This is a genomic window from Rhodococcus sp. RCBS9 (assembly GCF_029457415.1).
Lineage (GTDB): Bacteria > Actinomycetota > Actinomycetes > Mycobacteriales > Mycobacteriaceae > Rhodococcus_F > Rhodococcus_F qingshengii.
On sequence record NZ_CP120422.1, the window covers coordinates 3,486,543 to 3,507,380 of the forward strand.

At 62.0% G+C, this 20,838-nt stretch carries 16 protein-coding genes; 7 read left to right on the forward strand and 9 right to left on the reverse strand.

The window, feature by feature from the left end:
• Positions 1-3: 3 nt before the first annotated feature.
• Complete coding sequence (locus tag P0M12_RS16445; protein WP_054188055.1) at positions 4-360, forward strand: hypothetical protein; 357 nt, start codon at positions 4-6, stop codon at positions 358-360.
• 17 nt (positions 361-377) lie between these two features.
• Here P0M12_RS16445 and P0M12_RS16450 read toward each other — a convergent pair whose 3' ends face one another.
• Positions 378-1,322: an alpha/beta fold hydrolase gene (locus P0M12_RS16450; RefSeq protein ID WP_081557356.1), complete on the reverse strand. Its 945-nt coding sequence runs from the start codon at positions 1,320-1,322 to the stop codon at positions 378-380.
• A 118-nt stretch (positions 1,323-1,440) separates the two neighbouring features.
• Here P0M12_RS16450 and P0M12_RS16455 point away from each other — a divergent pair, with 118 nt between their 5' ends.
• Positions 1,441-2,040 (forward strand): TetR/AcrR family transcriptional regulator, encoded by a 600-nt coding sequence (locus P0M12_RS16455; protein WP_031332839.1) that lies wholly within the window; start codon positions 1,441-1,443, stop codon positions 2,038-2,040.
• A gap of 12 nt (positions 2,041-2,052) precedes the next feature.
• Here P0M12_RS16455 and P0M12_RS16460 read toward each other — a convergent pair whose 3' ends face one another.
• The 4 genes from P0M12_RS16460 to P0M12_RS16475 all read right to left on the reverse strand — a co-directional run bounded on the left by P0M12_RS16460 (position 2,053) and on the right by P0M12_RS16475 (position 5,668).
• Entirely contained in the window at positions 2,053-3,135 is a 1,083-nt protein-coding gene (locus P0M12_RS16460; protein ID WP_031332841.1) for an ABC transporter substrate-binding protein, read from the reverse strand.
• Positions 3,136-3,213: 78 nt separating this feature from the next.
• Positions 3,214-4,011, reverse strand: a complete 798-nt coding sequence (locus tag P0M12_RS16465; RefSeq protein ID WP_054825129.1) for an ABC transporter permease subunit — start codon at positions 4,009-4,011, stop codon at positions 3,214-3,216.
• Entirely contained in the window at positions 4,008-4,838 is an 831-nt protein-coding gene (locus P0M12_RS16470; protein ID WP_003945560.1) for an ABC transporter permease subunit, read from the reverse strand. The genes P0M12_RS16465 and P0M12_RS16470 overlap by 4 nt, the downstream gene beginning before the upstream one ends.
• Positions 4,835-5,668: an ABC transporter ATP-binding protein gene (locus P0M12_RS16475; RefSeq protein ID WP_003945415.1), complete on the reverse strand. Its 834-nt coding sequence runs from the start codon at positions 5,666-5,668 to the stop codon at positions 4,835-4,837. Before P0M12_RS16475 ends, P0M12_RS16470 begins: the two co-directional genes overlap by 4 nt.
• Before the next feature lie 97 nt (positions 5,669-5,765).
• On the opposite strand from P0M12_RS16475, the gene recC reads away from it, so the two are divergent.
• The 3 genes from recC to recD are packed head-to-tail and all read left to right on the forward strand — an operon-like array spanning position 5,766 to position 14,233.
• Positions 5,766-9,047, forward strand: a complete 3,282-nt coding sequence (gene recC, locus P0M12_RS16480) for an exodeoxyribonuclease V subunit gamma (RefSeq protein ID WP_277376570.1) — start codon at positions 5,766-5,768, stop codon at positions 9,045-9,047.
• A 3-nt stretch (positions 9,048-9,050) separates the two neighbouring features.
• Complete coding sequence (locus P0M12_RS16485; RefSeq protein ID WP_064112442.1) at positions 9,051-12,368, forward strand: UvrD-helicase domain-containing protein; 3,318 nt, start codon at positions 9,051-9,053, stop codon at positions 12,366-12,368.
• Complete coding sequence (gene recD / locus P0M12_RS16490; protein ID WP_064112443.1) at positions 12,365-14,233, forward strand: exodeoxyribonuclease V subunit alpha; 1,869 nt, start codon at positions 12,365-12,367, stop codon at positions 14,231-14,233. Before P0M12_RS16485 ends, recD begins: the two co-directional genes overlap by 4 nt.
• A 26-nt stretch (positions 14,234-14,259) precedes the next feature.
• Here the strand turns inward: recD and P0M12_RS16495 are convergent, their stop codons facing one another.
• Both P0M12_RS16495 and P0M12_RS16500 read right to left on the reverse strand, forming a co-directional pair.
• The gene (locus tag P0M12_RS16495) at positions 14,260-14,628 is read right to left on the reverse strand and encodes a cupin domain-containing protein (protein WP_007734139.1); all 369 of its coding nucleotides are present in this window, start codon (positions 14,626-14,628) and stop codon (positions 14,260-14,262) included.
• A gap of 250 nt (positions 14,629-14,878) precedes the next feature.
• The gene (locus tag P0M12_RS16500) at positions 14,879-15,442 is read right to left on the reverse strand and encodes a TetR/AcrR family transcriptional regulator (RefSeq protein ID WP_007734140.1); all 564 of its coding nucleotides are present in this window, start codon (positions 15,440-15,442) and stop codon (positions 14,879-14,881) included.
• A 98-nt stretch (positions 15,443-15,540) separates the two neighbouring features.
• Between P0M12_RS16500 and P0M12_RS16505 the strand changes: the two genes are divergently transcribed.
• Positions 15,541-16,767: an amidohydrolase family protein gene (locus P0M12_RS16505; RefSeq protein WP_228232440.1), complete on the forward strand. Its 1,227-nt coding sequence runs from the start codon at positions 15,541-15,543 to the stop codon at positions 16,765-16,767.
• Positions 16,764-17,636 carry an alpha/beta hydrolase-fold protein gene (locus P0M12_RS16510; RefSeq protein ID WP_277376573.1) on the forward strand — a complete coding sequence of 291 codons (873 nt, stop codon included), beginning with the start codon at positions 16,764-16,766 and terminating at the stop codon, positions 17,634-17,636. The genes P0M12_RS16505 and P0M12_RS16510 overlap by 4 nt, the downstream gene beginning before the upstream one ends.
• Positions 17,637-17,799: 163 nt before the next feature.
• Here the strand turns inward: P0M12_RS16510 and P0M12_RS16515 are convergent, their stop codons facing one another.
• Together P0M12_RS16515 and P0M12_RS16520 are read right to left on the reverse strand one after the other, a co-directional pair.
• The gene (locus P0M12_RS16515) at positions 17,800-19,110 is read right to left on the reverse strand and encodes an FAD-dependent oxidoreductase (RefSeq protein WP_042449434.1); all 1,311 of its coding nucleotides are present in this window, start codon (positions 19,108-19,110) and stop codon (positions 17,800-17,802) included.
• A 257-nt stretch (positions 19,111-19,367) separates the two neighbouring features.
• Positions 19,368-20,708 carry an MFS transporter gene (locus P0M12_RS16520; RefSeq protein ID WP_081557363.1) on the reverse strand — a complete coding sequence of 447 codons (1,341 nt, stop codon included), beginning with the start codon at positions 20,706-20,708 and terminating at the stop codon, positions 19,368-19,370.
• Positions 20,709-20,838 lie beyond the last annotated feature (130 nt).

Below are 20,838 nucleotides of genomic sequence, written 5' to 3' on the forward strand. Positions count from 1 at the left end.
GTCATGCAGCAAGTCGCGACGAGGCGCCGGAGCCAGCCGCCGCCTGCGCGCTTCATGTTCGAGGCATTGATCGATCCGTACCGCCAGCCCGCCCGGCACTGGCTGGAACTTCTCGAGAGCGAGATCGCACCGGAGATCGTCAGGGCTGAAGAACCGGAGTTGGTGATCTGGTCGTCGATCTGGCCGGACCGACCCGACGCCGTCATCCGATTCGACATCGAGGCGGTCGGAAACAGCACGATGCTGCGTTGGACGCTCTTCTTGGACGATCCGATACCGCCCGAGGCAGAGGTTGTCAGAATGCGAAAGCGGCTCAACACTTTGATAAATGCGAATCTCAGGTTCAACTTCGGCCAATAAGTTGGATCACTGCCGCATTACTTGGTGTCGACTCGGCCGATCGGGTCGGCGTTGTCGCTGAACGCGGCCCGGGCCGCTGGCCAACTGGTCTCATCGATGCGCAACGCGGTCCGAAGGTAGGCAGTACTCATCCGTTGGATGGCGGCGACCCGCTCTGGGTTCTCGTCGGTGGTCTCGGCGACTTCGTATCCGACGATTCCACCGAGTGCGTGCTCGGCACCGTAGAAGGAAAGGAGGTCGGTGGCTCCGGGGCTGTGCGTGTAGGCGTCGGTGAACCAGTCAGGTCCGCGGCTGGACATCTTGGACTGGTCGTGGTCGCCCGCGACGACGAGTGTCGGCGTCGTCAGTTCCTGGAACGAGGGGCGCATGAACGGGAAGTTCGCCTGCGCGAACGGATGCAGGTTCTCGCCGCCGAGACCGGTTGCTGCGAACAGGATTCCCGCGGTGACGCGACTGTCGGACATGTCCTGGCCGACCTGGCCGGCCTCGTCGAAGATCCTTGCTCCGAGGAGCGACTGAGCGGTTTGCCCGCCCCAGGAGTGACCAGTGGCGGCAACTCGACTGCGGTCGATGCGGCCGGCAAGCCCGGGCACGGCAAATTCGATGGTGTCGAGCTGATCAAGGATGCGTGTGAGATCCGCGATCCTCTCGGTCCAGATCGTGGGGAAAACCGGGTGGTCGAACCCGAAACCGTTCCGGCGCGAGTCCAGATGTGTCGGCTGGATCACCACGAATCCGTGGGATGCCCAGAATGCCGTGAGTGGCGAGTATCCATCGAGGTTCCAGCCGTTGCCGTGGGAGAACACCACAACGGGGAGGTTCGTGCCTGCTGCCGGAGCAGACACACGTACTTCCAGCGGGACAGGTCGATCGGGGGCGAACAACTCGACGGGGGCAACGGAGACGACCGGGGCGCCGGCGCCGATGATGCCGTTCAGGGTGTCGATCATTGATGAGGTCATGGCAAGTTCCTTGCTGAGGCTGCACCCTGCGATACTGTTTATCGGAGCGTCGCTCCGCAACATTACGGAGCGTTGTTCCGTAATGCAAACATATGTTGTGAGTCAGCGAGGAGTGCACATGGCTGATGCCCAGGACGAGCAGTCGCGCGTCGCCTCTCCCAAGCAAGTCGGTCGCCCACGTCGAAGCGAGCAGGCGCTGCTCGACGCGGCGGCAGCAGTGTTCGTGGAGTCCGGAGTCGACGCTCCGGTGCGGGAGATTGCGGCGAAGGCCGGCGTCGGCATGGGGACGATCTACCGCCACTTCCCGACGCGTCCCGAGTTGGTGGTCGCCGTATACCGACACCAAGTCGAGGCGTGTGCGGACGCGGGCCCACAGATGCTCGCGGAGAGTGCAACGCCCGAGGCGGCTTTGCGGGCATGGGTGGCTTTGTTCGTGGAGTTCCTGGTCACCAAGCATGGGCTCGCCGGTGCACTGCAGGGAGACAGCGCCGGGTCCGACGCTCTGCATACCTACTTCGTCGACCGCCTCGTCCCGGTATGTGACTCCCTCCTCGCGGCAGCGCTCGAGTCCGTTGGCACTGCTTCGCGGGTTGATGCGTACAACGTGCTCAAAGGCATCGGGAACCTTTGTATCGGTGCTGGGTCCGATGACCGGTACAAGGCCGAGGTCCTTGTACAGCTATTCATCTCGGGCGTACTCGCGCGAGAGGTTCGCTGACGCTCGGCTCAGTCAGATCAACTCCGGATTCTCGGCGTACACCTCTTCGAGGATCGACATGTCGAACAGTTGCTCCGCTGTAATCTCCAGCCCAGCTTTCGACAGTGCCGCGATGTTCTGTTCGATCAGTTGGGGTGTCATCGTGAACAACCCGTTTGCTTTGGTATCTGCCGACACCACAAGATCGTTCTGTGCGGTGGCTTCCTTGATCTGCTCTTCGAGTTCCAGGTTCTGATCCTTGCCGTAGACCTCGACGGCAAGCCGCGCCGACTCTGCCGGATCAGCGACCGCGTCCTTCCAACCCTGGATCTCGGCCTTCAGGAATGCCTTGAGCTTGTCCCTCTCGTTGTCGATGGTGGACTGGAGAACCGTGAACGATTCGGCGACCAACGGCAGGTTGTAGTCCGCGAAGAGGAAGTGGGCGTTGGGGAAACCTTTGGCGGCCAGTGTGATCGGCTCGTTGGTCACGTAGGAGACCCAGCCGTCCACCTCGCCGTTTGCCAAGGGGCTCGGATCGAACTGCGCGGGCACGATCGTCATCTGGCTTTCGGTCAGGCCGTTTGCTGCCAGGAGAGCTCCGAAGACGAGCTGATTGGAATCCTGGACGCCGATCTTCTTGCCGATCATGTCCTGTGGTGAGTTGATCGGTGCCGCAGCGGAACTGACAATCGCAAACGGATTCTTCTGGAATGTCGCACCGACGATCTTTGCCTCCAGTCCGTCGAGTACGGCGGGGGCTGTGAGCTGCGGTGCGGACATTCCGATCCACACCTTGCCGGTGTCCAGGCCGGCTTCGACGCCGGTGCCGGCTGCGCCACCTGCCACCAGGTCTACATTCCCGAACCCGGCATCCTTGTAGTACCCCTTGTCGAGAGCGAAGTACTCACCGGCGAACTCGATGTTCTTGATCCAGGACAACTGCACTGCAACTGTTCCGAATTCGGAACCGTCGTCCGTGGTTCCGCCACTCGAACTGCTGGAGTCACTGCTACACGCGAGCAATGACGCACTACCGGCGACTGCGATGCCGGTCAGCGCGGAGTAGCGGAAGAAGGCCCTGCGGTCCAGCTGGCGGACGGGCTTGAATGGCGTCATGAATCGGAACACTAGGGCCAGTCGGTTTCGTTCAGTTTGCTTGGGAGAGAGAGTTTGTTGAGGTCGTGTTAACAGATGTCACGACTTGCCCGCCGAAGGACCGAAACGAGACAGAGCGATGCTTTCGAAGATCCCGACCACGGCGTAGAGGACGATCGACACCACGGTGATCACCACGATAGATGCCCACAATTCGTTGTACTGGTAGCGCGGAATGGCTTTGATCATGCTCGAACCCAAGCCTTGACCGCTACCGAGCCATTCGCCGATCAGTGCTCCGATCAAAGCGCCGGGCACTGACACCCTAGCGGCGGCGAACACCGCCGGAAGTGCGGACGGTACGGACACCATTCGCAATGCGGTCCAACGACTCCCGCCGTACGCAGCGATGAGGTCTTGTGCCTGAGCTGGAGCGGCACGTAGACCGACCATGATCATGACGAGGGCTGGGAAGAACACCACTATCGCAACCATGACTGTCACACCCACGATTCCGCGGCCGAATATCAGGACGATGATCGGGGTCATCGCAACGAGAGGAACAGATCGTAGAAGCATTGCAACGGGCATGAAAGTCTGTTCGACAGTGCGGGAAACGACGAAGATCGATGCCACCACGAGCGCGGCAGTCATTCCGACGGCAAAGCCGACACCGGCGTCGCGCAGAGTGATGAACAGGTTGTCGACGATGCCCGAACGAGCGTCGGCGGATTTTGGGCCGGAGAACAGGTACTCCCAGACGTCGGCCGGCGTCTTTCCCACACGCGGGCCGACCTGGGGGAAGGCGTTGAGGAAGACCACCCAGATGACAAGCAACAGCGCCGAGGCGATGGCAATCGGGGCGAGGAATCTCAATGTTCCTCGTACCGAGGTCATTTCTGTGCTCCCGGAGCGCTGGTCCACGGCGTGACGAGCCGGGCGATCGCTGCGACGACGGCGTACCCCAGACCGGCGAGCAAGGCGGCGGCGATAGCCATTCCCCACGTTCGCGGGACGTTGTACGACGTCTGAGCGGCCGTTAGTGCGACGCCGATCCCGCTGTCCACCCCGCCGAGATACTCACCGAGAATTGCACCCAGTACGGCCGAAGGTGCAGCAATCTTGAGGGCAGCAAAGGTGCTCGGAAGTGCGCTCACAAGTTGAACTTTGGTGAACTTCTGCCAACGCCCACCGCCGTAGGCGGCGACGAGATCGAGGCTCGTCTTGTCGGCCGATCTCAGGCCGGCGAGTGTGCCGACCATCGTGGTGAAGAAGCAGTACATTGCGGCGAGAAAGATTGTGGGGGTCCGGCCGCCGAAGACGACCAGGATGATTGGGCCAAGCGCCAACAGCGGTGTGCAGTAGCTCAGGATCGCCAGTTGTGTGGCCAATCCCTCGATGGGCGGAATGAGAACGACAAGCACGGCAAGCGTTATCGCCAGCAGGTTTCCCCAGAGAAAGCCCTGCAGCGCACCGGAAGCCGTGACGGTGAAATTGGGTCCGTACAGCGACCAACCGTCGTCGAACATCGTCGAGACAACCACCCACGGCGTCGGAATCGTGCCTCCCGCAACACCGGCCGCCGCCAGAATCCACCAGAGAGCGATCAGTCCGCAGATGCCGACTGCACCGCCGAACCACGTTGGACGCTTCAATCGGATCCGGCGCGGCACAGATGGCTGCGCCGCCGCGGTCGCGACGTTCTCGATATCGGTAATTGTCATGCGACGCCTGCTTTTCCGAAGAGCAGTCCGGAGAGGTAGTCGTGGATCTCGTGGAACTCGGGTGTACGCATCATCTCGGGTGTACGCGGGCGCGGCAGGTCGATCGGCACGACTTCGAGGACGCGTCCGGGCCGCGGCGTCATGACGGCGACGACGTCGGAGAGGAACACGGCTTCGGCGATTCCGTGAGTCACCATCAACGTGGTCGCCGGTTTCTCGGTCCAGATCCTGAGCAATTCGATGTTGAGCCGTTGACGGGTCATGTCGTCCAGCGCGCCGAAGGGTTCGTCGAGTAGGAGGACACTCGGCTTGACCACGAGCGATCGTGCGATCGACACACGCTGACGCATACCGCCGGACAATTGGGCGGGCTTGGCCTTCTCGAATCCTTCGAGGCCGACGAGCGCGATCAGGTCGGCTATCAGGTCGGGGTCGGGATCGATGCCGGCAACCTGAAGGGGCAGTTTGATGTTGGAGGCCACTGTTCGCCACGGCAGCAAAGCCGAATCCTGGAAGGCGATTCCGAGTTCGCGGCGCTTGCGTAACTCGGCCGGCGACTGTCCGTTGACAAGGGCCGTTCCCGACGTCGGACTATCGAGGCCCGCAAGGATGCGGAGAACGGTGGACTTCCCACATCCGGACGGCCCGAGCAGAGACAGGAAAGAGCCTTCGCTGGTTTGAAGGGACACGTCGGTCAGCGCGGTCACCGACCGACGACCCATCTCGAAGGTCTTGCCGAGGCCGGAGATGTCGAGACCGGTTCCAGCGGGGCGAGGTGTGGTGACGGGACTGGTCATTCCCGCACAGTACGAACGTCCGGTTGCGGTCATGTTGCCTGCGCGTCACCGCTGCGTGAGGCTGGTTCGGCGTCTCCTGTCACAGCGCCGTGGTGAGATGGACGTCTGGACGGAGTGAGGGGAGCGAAGATTGCTGAAGTTGTACCGGGCCGAGCGTTCGGACACCTTGGTCTCGGCGTTGGCCACGCTCCTCCGTACCCCGCTGTCGGATCCATTCGCCCGGGAAACTGTTGCGGTGCCGGCCAAGGGCGTCGAGCGTTGGCTCAATCAGCGGCTGTCCTCCCAGCTAGGCACGTCCGGACCGTCAGCAGTGGACGGAATTTCTGCGAACATCGCGTTTCCTTCACCCGCGCGCCTGGTCGCGGAGTCCGTGGCCGCGGTCAGTGGAATCACGGCTGACGACGACCCATGGTCGCCGACGCGATTGGTGTGGACGGTTCTCTATGTGATCGACGAGTCCCTCGGCGAGCCCTGGTGCGGAGTCCTGGCGAAACATCTCGAAGGCCATCGTGAAGGTCGACGGTTTGCCTCCGCCACACATGTCACCGAACTCTTCCGCAGTTATGCCGCGCAACGCCCGCAGATGCTGATCGACTGGGCCGCCGGGCGGTTGACCGACGGACACGGATTGGCGCTGTCGGAGGATTTCGAATGGCAGGCACGTCTGTGGTGCATCGTCGCGGACAAGATCGACGTTCCGGGGCCCGCAGAGCGACTGGGGCAAGTGAGCCGCGCACTGGTCGAGGACCCGGCCTTGGTCGACCTACCGGAACGCCTGTCGGTCTTCGGGCCGACACGGCTGCCGGTCGATCAGCGAATGATCTTGAGCGCACTCAGTGCGAATCGGGACGTGCACATCTGGCTCCCGCATCCCAGCCCCGCGCTGTGGACCAAGATGAGCTCGCGCATACCGCCTCGAAGTGAGAGCACGATCCGACGTTCGGAAGACGGGTCAGCGCTGATATCCGCCAATCCGTTGCTGTCGAGTCTTGCTCGCGACGTTCGTGAACTTCAGATCAGCCTCGGTGCCGCCGAGTTCGAGTCGGTGCATCTTCCCGAACCAGCCGGCCCGAAATCTCTCCTGGCGACGGTCAAGGCCGATGTCATCGCAGATCGTGCTCCCAGGGTTGCAGCGGAACCGGATGGGACAGTTCAGGTCCACGCTTGCCACGGGCCGGCACGGCAGGTCGAGGTGCTCCGCGAATGTCTGCTCCGATTGTTCGAGGACGACCCGACATTGCAGCCGCGCGACGTACTCGTGATGTGCCCGGACGTCGAAACGTACGCACCTTTGGTTCGTGCTGCATTCGGGCAAGGCGTCCATGGCCACCCGGGGCATCTCCTTCGAGTAAGGCTGGCAGACCGCGGATTACGTCAGACCAATCCTGTCCTGGCCGTTCTCGGCTCTCTCCTCGAATTGGCCGACGGCCGGGCCACAGCCAGTGAGGTTCTCGACCTGGCCGCGACCGAGCCTGTCCGCACACGTTTTTCGTGGGGCGACGACGAGTTGGAAAGACTGCGGGAATGGACGACGGAAGCGGGTGCTCGCTGGGGAATCGGTAGTCGGCAGCGTGCCACGTTCGGCCTCGACGCATTTCCGCAGAACACCTTCAACACCGCCATGGACCGAATCTTGTTGGGGGTCAGCGCGGACGAATCGGAAAATGCCTGGTTGGATCTCGCGCTACCACTCGATGACGTGGACGGCACAGACATCGACCTGACTGGACGTTTCGCAGAGTTCGTCGATCGCCTGGCCGTCTCGCTTCGCGATCTTGCCGGCCCACATTCACCGGCCGAATGGCTTCGTGTGCTGATGCGGGCCCTGGATCTGCTGACCGACACAGCGCCCGCAGATTCCTGGCAGAGCGCGGGGGCCCACCGCGAACTGGTAGCTGCTGTCGAATTCGGCGGAGAGACGGTGTTACGTCTGGCCGATGTTCGCGCGATGCTCTCGCGCAGCCTCGCGGGCAGACCGACGCGTGCCAACTTCCGAACCGGCGAACTGACGGTGTGCACGATGGTTCCGATGCGTTCGGTACCGCATCGCGTGGTCGTGCTGATCGGACTCGACGACGAGGTGTTCCCTCGAACCTGTGGAGTCGACGGCGACGACATCTTGTCCCGTGATCCCGTTGTGGGGGAGCGTGATCTGCGCAGTGAAGACCGGCAACTGCTTCTCGATGCCGTGATGTCTGCGGGCGAACATCTGATTCTGTTGTATACCGGTGCCGATCCGGTCACCGGTGTCGTCAGACCACCGGCGATCCCCCTCAGTGGCCTTCTCGACGTACTCAGTGCGACGGTGGGTCCGGAAGCGATCAACGGAGTGCTGACACGGCATCCGTTGCAATCGTTCGACAATCGAAACTTCGCGCCGAACAAGCCGTTCAGCTTCGACACGGCAGCGCTGGCCGGTGCGAGGGCTGCCTCCGGAACACCGGTCGAATTGCCGACAGTCTTGTCGGCCGAGCTACCCGAGGTGCATCCGAAGGAAGTTAACATCGCCGACTTGGTGAACTTCCTGGTACATCCCGCGCGTGGTTTTCTGCGCCAACGCCTCGGCGTCCGGGTACCGGAACTCGACGACGACATCGCGGATTCGCTGGCAACCGAGCTCGATCCACTGTCCACCTGGGCTCTGGGTGACCGAATGCTTCTCTCGCGCTTGGCTGGACGCAGCTCTGCGGATTTTCGTGCAGCCGAGTGGCGCCGCGGCACTCTGCCGCCCTACAACCTGGGCGCTACGGTTCTGGGCAACGTCGAATGGGTGGTCGATCAGATTGCCGGACTTGCCTTGCCGCACTTCGACGGAGACTCCGAAGCTGTCGACGTCGACATAGACCTCGGTAACGGGCGTCGTCTCACCGGAACGGTAACCGGTGTGCACGGCAATTCAGTGGTGCGAGCGTCGTATTCCTCACTGGCGCCTAAACATCGGATGACGGCCTGGATCAATCTCCTCGCCTTGAAATCACACGGACGACCCGGTCCGCTCGATGCAGTCTCGATCGGACGGGGTCGGGGAAAGACAGCAGCGGCACGGTCGGTGCTCGATGCGCCGGGCAATGCGGTCGAGATACTGCAGCAATTGGTGGACCTACGGGAGCGGGGGCTGCAGCGCCCGTTGCCGATGTGGGCCGCGACTTCAGCCGAATATGCGCGCCGACGCTTTGGTGGGGAGTCGGTCGACGATGCGACAAACGGTGCGGACACCCAGTGGACCGGGCAGTACGGCGAGATGATCGATCCGAGCAACACTTACGTTTTCGGAGAGGCTCGAACACTTGCGGAGTTGGCTGCGGATCCGCCGTCGGACGACGAGTTCGTCTGGGCCGAGGAACCGACTCGGTTCGGAGTTCTCGCCCGACGACTGTGGGATCCGTTGCTGACCAACGAAAGAGCGGAGTAACCCGTGGACTTCGATCTTCTGGGGCCACTGCCGACCGGCACCACGGTGTTGGAAGCGAGCGCCGGAACTGGCAAGACCTACGCGATCGTCGGACTCGCGACCCGTTGTGTTGCCGAAGGCCTCGCTGACATTTCGCAAGTTCTGCTGGTGACATTCAGTAGGGCCGCCACTCAGGAACTTCGTGAGCGTGCCAGGGAGAGGTTCGCGGGAGTGTCCGCCGCTCTGGTCGACCCGGAGGCGGCGAGGCGGTCGGATGATGATCTGGTGGCGTACCTCGCCACAGCTGACGACGAGGAGATCGGCGTGCGGCGTCGTCGACTCCTGCGCGCTCTCGCGGAGTTCGACGCCGGCACCATCACGACCACCCACAGTTTCTGTCAGAGGATGCTCGACGGACTCGGCATCGCCGGGGAACGCGAACCGGACACAACTTTTGTGGAGTCGGTCGACGACCTGATCAGTGAGGTCGTCTCGGATTTGTACCTCAGCCGCTACAGCCGGACGGACTCGTCTCCACCGTTCTCCACGAAGGACGCGCTGGCCATCGCCCGAAGCGCAGTCGGTGATGGTCAGGCAATTCTCGAACCCGACGGCGAGGAGGAGACCGCACCCGGTCAGCGCGTCCTCTTCGCGGCTGCTGCTCGTGTCGAGGTCGAACGACGTAAGCGGACCAAAGGAATTCGCGACTTCAACGATCTGCTGACGCTGTTGCACGGTGTATTGACGGATCCGGAATACGGTCCCGTCGCGTGTCGTCGGGTGCGCGAAAAGTTCAAGGTTGTGTTGATCGACGAGTTCCAGGACACCGATCCGTTGCAGTGGGACATTCTGCGGTTGGCCTTCCACGGTCACACCACCCTGGTCCTGGTCGGTGATCCCAAACAAGCCATCTATGCGTTCCGCGGGGCAGAAGTCCTGAGTTATCTCGATGCGGTCGATCAGGCGGATGCGCACCAGGAGTTGACCACCAATTGGCGTAGCGACCCAGGGTTGTTGGCGGCACTCGAACACCTCTACGGTGGTGCCGCACTCGGCAACGAAGGCATCGTCGCGCATCCGGTGGAGGCTTCGCACAAGAAGTCTCGGTTGTTCGGCCCGGTGCCGATGCGTGTGCGCCATCTGCCCCGTACCGGAGCCGGACCGCTCAATCGTTCGGGATTTCCGGCCGTAGGCAGACTTCGCAGTCGCGTCGCGGACGACGTCGCAGCAGACGTGGTCGCGCTCCTGGGCGGCGATGCCCGCTTGGCAGTCGACGGTGATCCACGCCCGGTCGAACCGGGAGACGTCGCGGTGTTGGTGCGCACCCACAAGCACGTGGCGATGATCCGCGATGCTCTCGATGCCGTCGGTGTACCTTCCGTATTGACCGGAGGGTCCAGTGTTTTCGCGACACCCAGTGCGACCCAGTGGCTGTGGCTGTTGCAGGCGATCGAGCAGCCCCATCGCTCCGACCGTGTCCGGTTGACGGCCCTCTCGCCGATTTTCGGGCGCACCTCCGAAGAACTGGACAAGGACGGCGACAACGTCGTTGCAGAACTTGCAGGTCAACTGCGCTCCTATTCCGGGCTGTTCGCACGCGTCGGGTTTGCGGCTGTGTTCGAAAGAATCTCTGCCGAAACAAATCTGGAGAAGCGTGTACTCGCGGCCCCGTCCGGCGAACGAGATTTCACCGATTTGCGGCACGTCGCACAACTCCTCGGTCGCGTCGCCACCGAGGAAGCGTTCGGGTTGAGCGCACTGGTTCGCTGGCTTTCCGACCGAATCAAGGATCCGACGTCCGGGAGCGCGACCGACAGAAGCCGTCGCCTCGACAGTGACGCTGCCGCAGTGCAAATCGCTACGGTGCATGCCACCAAAGGGCTCGAGTTCCCGATCGTCTACGTCCCGTTCAGTTGGGAGAGCGTTGGCGGCTTCAACTCGCCGACGCAGCTGTTGCACGACCCGGAGGGACGCCGCATCCTCGACGTCGGCGGGCAGGAAGGCCCGGGGTACAACGCCAGAAAGACTGTTGCGGAGGCCGAAGAAGCGGGCGAAGAACTGCGGTTGCTGTACGTGGCGCTGACCCGGGCGCAGTGCCAACTCGTGCTCTGGTGGGCACCCAGCTACGGGACCTCCCGCTCGCCGCTGCACCGGTTGATGCTCGGACGTACACCCGGCATCGCCGAACCTGCTCGGGTAGTGAAGGTGCTCGACGACGGTACAACCGCAGCACGGCTCGCAACCTGGCCGGCAGCAGCTTCCGACGTGATCTCGGTGGAACCTGTTGGTCCCCATCCGCCCTCGCCCGTCCACTGGTCCAGAGCGGCTGCGGACGTGACCGAACTGGCCGCGGCGCGTTTCGATCGAGACCTGGACACTCTGTGGCGTCGTACGTCGTACTCGGCACTCACCGCCGGAGCGCACCACGCGGTCACGACCACGGGCAGCGAGGTCGAGGATCCCGAAAAAGACGACGAGCCAGAGGATTCCGTAGACCTCGGGAGCATTACCCCCTCGCCCCTGGAGGCGTTCCCTTCACCCATGAACGGACTTCCCGCGGGCGCCGCATTCGGCACGCTGGTGCATGAGGTGCTCGAGGTGGTGGACACGGCTGTGGCAGATCTGAGAGCGGAACTCGGGATGCGTTGCGCCGAGGCGGTCTCGGTACGGGCGGCCGAGGTCGACTCCGAAGCACTCGCGGATGCGCTGTATCTGGTGATGCAGACTCCCTTGGGATTCGGAACCTTGGCCACGATCGCGCCGAAAGATCGTCTTCCCGAACTCGATTTCGAACTCCCACTGGCCGGTGGCGACGATCCGGTGTCGATGAGTGTCACACTCCGCGGAGTATCGGAACTGTTGAGGCGCCACCTTTCCTCCGACGACATTCTGGCGTCGTACGCCGACTATCTGGACCGTGTCGAGACGTCACCGATGCGCGGATTCCTGACGGGCAGTATCGACGCAGTCTTGCGGATCCCGGGCCCGTCGTTCGTGATCGTCGATTACAAGACCAACCGGATCGGTCGCGGCGATCTGACGGCTGCCAACTACACGCGTGAACTCATGGCGACGGAGATGATGCGCTCGCACTATCCGCTGCAGGCACTGCTGTATTCGGTTGCACTGCATCGGTATCTGCGGTGGCGCCTGCCCGACTACGATCCGCACCGTCATCTCGGGGGCGCGCAGTATCAATTCGTGCGTGGGATGCTCGGCCCGGACAGCCCGCCGGAATGCGGTGTCTTCGAATGGAAACCGCCTGCTCAGCTGACGGTTGAACTATCGGATCTGCTGGCCGGTCTTGATGCGTCCCACACAGTAGGGGAGAAGATTCGATGACCGAGGCGCAATTGGCGCAGCGCGCCAAAGGGATCGTGCGAATCTTCAACGAAGCCGGGGTTCTGGTTGCCGCCGATGTTCATGTCGCGACGAGAGTGTGCAGCCTGGGCGGTGAAACTTCCGAAGAAGTGATGCTGGCCGCGGCGTTGGCAGTTCGGGCCGTGCGATCAGGTTCGGTGTGCCTCGATCTACGACGGATGCGTGATGTGAGCGTCGACAATGCGACGGAGGAGGAACTTACGTCGTTGCCGTGGCCCGAACCGTCGGAGATCGTTGCCGCCCTTCGGCTGAGCCCTCTGGTGATCGGCGGAAACGCCGGACCTCTCAGACCGCTCCGGTTGATCGACACGGACGACGGTGAACTCCTCTACCTCGATCGATATTTTCTGCAGGAGCAGACGATTCGGCGAGTGCTCGACGAGCGGGCGTCCACGTGGCCGCCCGCCGACCTGAAAGCGGTCCGAACGCGGCTGGATTCGCTGTTCGTCGACGAGAACGGGCCGACCATCGCGCCGGATCGTCAACGGATAGCAGCTGCTCTCGCCGCGACACAGTGGACCACCGTCATCGCCGGTGGGCCCGGAACCGGCAAAACCCATACGGTCGCACGTATTCTCGCTCTCCTGTCGGAGGAATTGGGTTCGAATGCTCGCATCGGTCTGGCCGCACCGACGGGTAAAGCCGCAGCACGGCTGCAGGAGTCCGTACGTGAGCAGACCGCGAGCCTTGGCCTTCCCGAAGAACTCGCGGCCATGACCCTGCACCGCCTACTCGGTTGGCAGCGGGGGAGTTCGAGTCGTTTCAAATACAATGCGACCAACAGACTTCCCTACGATGTGGTCGTCGTCGACGAGACGTCGATGGTCTCCCTCACGTTGATGGCGCGCCTGCTCGAAGCCGTTCGCCCCGATGCCCGGCTACTGCTCGTCGGCGATCCCGATCAGTTGACCTCAGTCGACGCGGGCGCTGTTCTTGCTGATCTTGTCGCCCGCCCGGTAAAGGTCAGTGGAAATCCGACGCTGACACAGTTGGTGGGTGACGATCTCACGGCCACTGGTTCCGAAGAGGCATTGAGTGCGGATGAGCAGGATCGTCTGCGGGGCGGGATCATTCAACTCTCACGCGGGCGCCGCTTCGACGGAACCATCGCGTCGTTGGCCAGGGCAGTTCGAGCGGGAGATTCCGGTGAGGTTCTGCGTATCCTGCGCAGCGGTGATCCAGCCGTCTCCTTCCATTCGCCCGAGGATGTTGACGCATTGCGCGCCGACATCGTTGCGAGTTCAGAGGTGGTGACGGCGTCGGCCGAGGTGGGTGATGCGATCGGCGCGCTGAAAGGCTTGGAATCGCACCGCCTTCTGTGCGCCCACCGTGACGGACCGTACGGTGTCGGGAGGTGGGCGCAGCAGGCGATGGAGTGGGTCGGCACGGCATCAGGGCAGTTTCTTGACCCGACGCGGTGGTATCCGGGCCAACCCCTGTTGGTGACGGCCAACGACTACGAGGCGAAGATCTACAACGGGGATGCCGGGGTGATCGTGCAGCGTGAGGATGGCGTGCCTATTGCCGCATTCCAGCGGGGCAGTGATGCGTTTCTGATTCACCCGAGCCAACTCTCGTCGGTGCAGACGGTTTACGCGATGACGATTCACCGGAGCCAGGGCAGCCAGTACGACACCGTATCGGTGATGTTGCCGGCCGAGGCGTCGTCACTGCTGACTCGGGAGTTGTTGTACACGGCGATCACTCGCGCCAGAAACCATGTGAGAGTAATCGGCACCGAGGATTCCGTGAGGGCGGGAGTGCAGCGACAGGTACTCAGGGCAAGTGGGCTGCGTCGGGAGATCCGTCCGTACGACGGGCCGTGAAAGTCGGATGTTGCGGATTCTCTTGGTCATTCGTTGTATACGACGAACACCTTGCGTACGGTCTCGGTGACCGTCCACGTACCCTTCCATCCGATTGGGAAGATTGCACTCGTACCGGCAACGAGATGTACGGGATCGCCGTCGTCCTCCTCCACGGTCATGGCGCCGGAGACGATGGTGATGATCTCGCCGCGGGTGAGGAACTCCCACCGCGACTTTCCCGGTTCGCTCTCCCAGACTCCGGATTGAATGCGGCCGTCGTCACTGGTGAACTCGACATCTGCACGAGTGATGATGTCTCCGCCGAGTGGCTCTGCACTGGGTTGGCCGAGCAGTGCTTGCTGGAAGATCCCACTTGCGCTGTTCAACTCTGCGGCACGGAAGGTAATGGTCACAATTCAATCCTGACTTTCGAAACTCATGTGAATCATCGGACTTGTCGATGATGTCGTGTGTCTGCTGAGCCGGGATACATTCACTTGTCGCATCTTTCGGCGTTTCGCTCGTACAGATGTCGAAAGGGTGATCGACCATCATTCAACCGGGGCTCAGGGAACCGTCTCACGCCGAAACATGCCCGAGCCCAGGGAAAACGCCCCCGCGCCGGTGATCTCGAACGGGGGTGATCGGTTGTGTATGAGGGGTTTACGTGGTGGACGCTGTCAACGAGGTGATGAAGCGCTCGGCTGCCGCGTCGACCTCGGCGTCGGGGGTGAGCAACCTCTGTAGCAACAGTCCTCGCAGACATGCGGTTGCGATGATGCTCTGCTGCTTTGCGTCCACCATTGTGAACCCTTCGCGGAGGGCCGCCGCTTCGAGGAGGTGCGCCAAATCGTCGAGGTCGGCGGCGAAATCTTGAAATGCTTTGTGCTCGTAAACCGCAAGTCCGGCCAGGTGAAAAAAGGTGCGGCTTCGATCTTCGTGCTCGGCGTTCGAGTAGAAGGTCCAGATCGCCCTGCACAGGGCCGCGAACCCGAGATCCTTGCCCATCGCGGCGATGACGAGGTTGTCACGGCGGCGAGCTTCCGACAGCACGGCGCTGAGGAGTCCCGGTCGTGATCCGAAGTGATAGGTCAGCAGCGTGTGGTGCACTCCGAGTCGTTCCGCTACTTGGCGCATCGACAGCTTCGGGCTTGGGCCGGTTTCACCGAACTCGTCGAACAGTGCCTGCAACAGTCGCTCTCGACCCTCCCCAACCGGCGATCTCACGCTACCTCCATTGACGGGTTCACCACTGTTGAGTACGGTACCGCATATCGAATTCACCAGTGTTTAGGAGAGTGGTTTCCAATGCTCGGGAGGTCCCTTTGACTGACGTATGGTTTGCCGGCGGCATGGTCGCGGATGGATCGGGCACCGACCCGGTCGAAGTCGACGTGTGCGTGAGTGGCGGCATTGTCACCGCGATCGGACAGGCGCCGTCGGGTTCGACGACAGTTGACTTGGACGGCATGCTTCTGACTCCGGGGCTGATCGATGCTCATGTGCACCTGGGTATTTCGAGTCCGATCCGAAGGCAATTCGGGTTTGAGCTCTCGGCAGCCGAACTGGCTGCGGGCATCTTCGCCACCGCGGGCGATGCCCTCGACGCGGGCTTCACCACGGTGCGAGACGTCGGTGGCATCGACGGCGGAGTCGTCGACGTTATTGCGAGCGGCAAGGTGCGTGGTCCGCGTGTCCTCTCGTGCGGTCCTGTGCAGTGCCAGACCGGTGGACACGGCTACTACGGGGCCGCATGGGAGCCGACCGAGCTGTGGAACATGCACCACATTCCCGGGCTCTGCGCCTTGTCCTTGATGTCGGGCAATGCCGACGAGCTACGACGCAACGTGCGCGAATCGTTCCGCCGAGGCGCAACATTTCTGAAACTGTGCGTTACCGGCGGTGTCGTCGGAGGCCATGACAGCCTCACCGACACACAGTTCACCGTCGAGGAAATCTCCGTGGCAGTGGAAGAAGCAGCGTCGCGCGGCACCTACGTCACGGTCCACGCGCACAACAATGCGGGCATTCGCAACGCGGTGCGGGCCGGCGTCCGGTGCGTGGAACACGGCACCGACATCGATGCGGAGACGGCCCAGCTGATGCGGGAACATGACGTGGCACTTGTCCCCACCTTCGCCGTGGTCGAGCAGTTGGCGGACACCGAAAGCATGGACCTGGACCCGGCAATACGAGAGCGTGCAGCCGGAGTGCGTCAACGCATGGCCAGAGCGCTCGAGGCCTCTCGCGCAGCAGGCCTGAGGATCGGCCTGGGCTCGGACCTCATCGGGCCGCACCAAAAGCACCGAGGTGAGGAGTTGCACTTGCGCGCGGAGTTGGAGTCGCCGATGCATGCACTCGTTTCGGCCACCAGCGTCAATGCCGACATTCTCGGTATCGGGGAAAGCGTCGGGACGATCCGCGTCGGTATGCAGGCGGACATGGTTGCCTGGCAGCAAGACCCACTCCGAGACGCAAAGGTGTTCGCCGATCCGGACATGGCTGTTCTCGTCGTGAAGTCCGGAAATATCGTCAAGGGAGACGTTCGATGAGCGCAATGCTGCACGGATGCTTTGCAGACACGGAGTACTTCGAAATCACGGCGAAGTCGGGACACAGCTACGGCGTCTGGGTGACCACACCCCCCGGCTACGCGGACTCCATGGATCCCTTACCGCTGATCTACGTGATGGACGGCAACTGGGCTGTAGGTCTTACCGCCCCGCTCATCGTCACGCAGGCAGACCCGTACCTGACGGTCGCCCCGTACATCCAGGTCAGCGTCGGATATGCCGGTGAGGAAGCTGCCAACTGGGCACGGCTCCGCAACCGCGATCTCGTGCCGCCTGGGGAACCGGTAGGCGAAGAAATGATGGCTACTCTCGCCGCTGCTCGCGACTCGGGTGCAATGACCCAGGAGTATGTGGACGCCTACCTCAAGGAGCTGGCAGACACCCACGGGGACGTCTTCCTCGACTTCCTGACCAACGAACTCCACCCTCGCCTGTACTCGTCGGAGCTACGTGTCAGCGAGTCCGGGCACGGACTCTTCGGGTACTCGTACGGAGGCCTTTTCGCCCTCTACGCATGGCTGCGCGACGCGCCCCCATTCGCGACCTTCGGTGCGGGTAGTCCCGGAGTTGTGAACGCCGACAGCCAGATCCACACACTGGTCGAGGCACTGCCCGAGCGTGGCGTGGGCTCAGTTGTTCCGCAGCTGCACGTCACGCTGAACGAAGCCGAACTGACTGGACCCATTCCGATCTATCGCGGACTGTCACGCAACGTTCTCGCCGTCGTGGAGCAGTTGCATGGCAAGGGACGGTCGCAGGATGTTTCGACCGCGTTGTTGCACGAGACGCACGTAACCGGGCTGCAGGCATCGTTCCTGAGCTACTTGAAGAGCTGCCATGCACGTTAGCTCTCCGTCCCGGAGGCGATGTGCCGCTGACACGTTCTAGGGCGATTTTCCGTAGACGCCGTTGAAGGAGAAGTCGGCTGTGGGTGTCCACCACGTGGTGGACACCCACAGCCGTGTCTATTCAGTTGTCGCGGCTATCGATTCTCCAAGCCGGACAAGACTTCTAACCCATGACCGTCCCGGTCGACTCGGCATTGGGTGCCCGAAGGCGGGAGAATGCGCCGAGGTCGATTTCGAGCCCGGTGTGCATCCCGACATAGGTCAGGGGATCAGCGTCGTGATCGTGTCCAGCTTCCACCTGGTCGATGATCCTGGACATGAGGCGCCCAGCGATGGGCGCATTTTTGAATTGGTTCCCGCTGGTGCCCATGGCGACGTAGAAACCTTGCCTGTCTGTCTTGTCATAGATCGGGGTCCAGTCGGATGCTGCGTCGTACACGCCGGCAATACCTTTCGGTTGTGACGGGACCTCCAGGGTGGGGAAACGCCTGGCGGCGCGGAAAACCTGCGCTTCGAACCGGGCAACAGTGCGATTCGGGTTGGCGGTATCAGGGTCGTCGATCCACTCGAGCGGATCGCAATCCGGTTCGGTTCCGCCGACAAGGAAACCGTTTCCAGGTTCGGCTCGCATGTAGGTTCCGAGATCCAAATCGGCGATCATCGGGCCGAGGATCTCGTCGTCGTTGTAGCCAGTGGGTGCGGTGACGTGATGAACTTCCTGGCGCAAGGGCCGAACCGAAACCTTGAAGTCGGCCCCGACGTTCGACAGCTTGTTGAACGCTCCTGACCAGGGGCCGGCGGCATTGACGACAATCTTGGATTTCACACTTTCCCCGTCGTCGAGCCCTAGCTGCCAGATGCCGTCAGGCAACTGCTCGACTGCCACTACACGCGTGTTGTATGCGAAAACCGCACCGTGCGAACGTGCTGCCGCAGCAAGATTCGCGGCAGCCAGTTGCGGGTCGTCGACGAACCCCGCCTGAGGTGTGTACAGCGCGCCGAGCGTGGTTTCGGCATCTGCGAAGAAGGACTCCGAGTCGACTGGCTTCGGAGGATAGTATTTGCCGGCGTCGATACCGGGAATCTTCTCGACGAGTGTCGTTGCGTCCCAAAGCTGGTAATCGATTCCTATCTTCTCGAATAATCCGATCGTGCGCGCGTGGGGCGCGACGTCGACATCGAGCAGTGCCATCCCGCATTGCCGAAACTTCGCAAGCGCGCCGTCGACTGTCGCGTTGAGATGCTCGCTCCAGTTTTGCCAGCAATGCAGCGACTCCCAAGCCGCAGCCATACCGTCGAATGTGGAGTAGTTGAACCGGATAACCGCACTGGATGCACTGGTCGAGCCGTAGCCCGGACCACCAGACTTGTCGATGACCAGGACTTCGTAGCCTCGAGCGGCCAGTTCGTAGGCGATGGAGCTGCCGATCACTCCAGCTCCGACCACAACTGCATCGGTCTTGTCGGTAGGCACTTTCGGCCTCTCTTTCTACTGATGGCTTCGCCGGATCGAAAGCACAGTTGTTCGATCCGGCAAGCTTGGGTTCTGGTAATTCCGACGCCGTCGACTTCCTCTGGAGAGCTTCATCCCGACTTCTCGGATTCGGCTCTGCCTTAATGAATTTGGCACCTGAAAGTCCAGAGGTGTTCGTCGTCCTCAACTCTCTCGTGGCGGCCATCGGAACGCTATCGACAGCTGCGCAAAAAATCACAGCCGTGGCGCGTCCGTTGTCAGAAATGCTTCGTCGGGCTGCCCTGCGTGGCAGACCAGTTTTTCGTTTCCGGAATCCCTCGCCACAGAATGGGAAGCGCGATCAAAGCGATGGCGGTCGCATAGAAGGCAGGCGACAGATCGCTTCCAGTGGCGTTGACCAGTGCTGCGCACACCAGAGGAGCGGTCCCTGCAAAAAGTGCATATGCGATGTTGTAGGGGATTGCCGTGCCGGTGAATCGCGCATGCGTCGGCATCATTTCGAGAATTACGAGCAAAGCGGACGCGAGTAAGGAAAGCGCGAGGACCAGAGAAGCCAGTGCAACGGCAATCGCGAAAATGTTTCCGGTACCGATGAGCATGTAGCTGGGCACCGAGACGAAAACTGACATCACCATGCCGATTCTGACGAGTGGCCTCCGGCCGATTCGGTCGACTGTGGCGCCGAAGAAGATGAACAGCGGTACTGCGAGAACCAAAGCGCCGGTTGTCATCAGCAGTGCAACCGTGCTCGGAACATCGGCTGAGAGAACCAGAAATGTCGGCATGTAGCCGAGCAGCATATGAGTAACGACACCGAGCGAGGCGAAGTACACGAAGGACGTGAGCAGAGTCCGCCAGTGATTGCGGAACAGATCTGCGAGTGGGCGGTTTGGAAGGGAATCGTTTTCTTGCATTTCCTTGAACGCCGGAGTCTCCTCGACGGCAAGCCTCATGAACAGGCCCACCATGGCGACAACGCCTCCGATGATGAACGGCCAACGCCATCCTCCGTCGGCGAAGTGCTCAGCGCCGACCGAGCTGAATGACAAGACTGTGACCGTGGCCAAGATGCTGCCGACAAATGACGAAGAGCTGATTATCCCTGCGTACAAGCCTCGGCGGTGGGACGGCGCATGCTCGACGACGAAGGTGGCAGCTCCGGTGTATTCGCCCCCGGCCGAGAATCCTTGAACCAATCGGCACAGCAGCAGCAACAGCGGTGCGGCAACACCGATCGAAGCGTACGTCGGTAGGAGACCGATTGCCGCCGTCGAGCAGCCCATGAGCGTAATTGCCAGGGACAGTGACCTCCGTCGGCCGAGGCGGTCACCAAGCCGTCCGAAGAATATGCCGCCGGCAGGTCTGGCCAAGAAGGCGACTCCGTAAAGAGCGAAGGTGGCAAGCAGTGCGCCACTGCCGAACTCCGGAGGGAAGAACACTGTCGCGAGAACTGCGGCAGTGAAACCGTAGATCGTGAAATCGAACCATTCGACGATGTTGCCTGTCGCCCCGGCGATCAGGGCCCTACGGCGCGCCGATCGACGTCCAGGTGGAGTCTCGGTTTGATGCCCTGCAGGAGCATTTGCTGTGCCGGTCATGATGATTCCTCTCGGGATATGCTGAATGGCAACGGCTTTGCGACATCACGGTCACCGATGTCATTCGAGGTATTCGACATTGAAAGAGGTCGGTGGGATTCGATGTTGAACTGGCGAACGAAGGTCGTTG